Origin of the sequence: Rothia sp. HMSC067H10 (assembly GCF_001810635.1) — a bacterium.
Taxonomy (GTDB): domain Bacteria; phylum Actinomycetota; class Actinomycetes; order Actinomycetales; family Micrococcaceae; genus Rothia; species Rothia dentocariosa.
This window is the reverse complement of sequence record NZ_KV802269.1, coordinates 1-468: the sequence shown is the minus strand read 5'-3', so window position 1 is coordinate 468 and position 468 is coordinate 1. Positions and strand designations below refer to the sequence as shown.

Sequence of the window (468 nt, the reverse complement as noted above, 5' to 3'; positions counted from 1 at the left end):
GGTTTGGCACCTCGATGTCGGCTCGTCGCATCCTGGGGCTGGAGTCGGTCCCAAGGGTTGGGCTGTTCGCCCATTAAAGCGGTACGCGAGCTGGGTTCAGAACGTCGTGAGACAGTTCGGTCCCTATCCGCTGCGCGCGTTGGAGAATTGAGAAAGGCTGTCCTTAGTACGAGAGGACCGGGACGGACGAACCTCTGGTATGTCAGTTGTACCGCCAGGTGCATGGCTGATTGGCTACGTTCGGGAGGGATAACCGCTGAAGGCATCTAAGCGGGAAGCCTGTTTCGAGATGAGTTCTCCTGGCACTCTTTGTGGTGTGTGAGGCTCCTTAGAGATGATGAGGTTGATAGGCCGGGTATGGAAGCGTTGTGAGGCGTGGAGTTGACTGGTACTAATAGGCTGAAGACTTATTCACACTAGTAAGTTGTTTGTTTGCGTTCGCTGTATAGTTTTGAAACAACAAGCCTG

The 468-nt window shown here is 53.8% G+C and carries 1 rRNA gene; it reads left to right on the top strand.

Features of this window, described 5'->3' with window-relative positions:
- A 23S ribosomal RNA gene (locus tag HMPREF2756_RS00005) occupies window positions 1-415 on the top strand; the annotation flags it as partial.
- Between the last annotated feature and the right edge of the window lie 53 nt (window positions 416-468).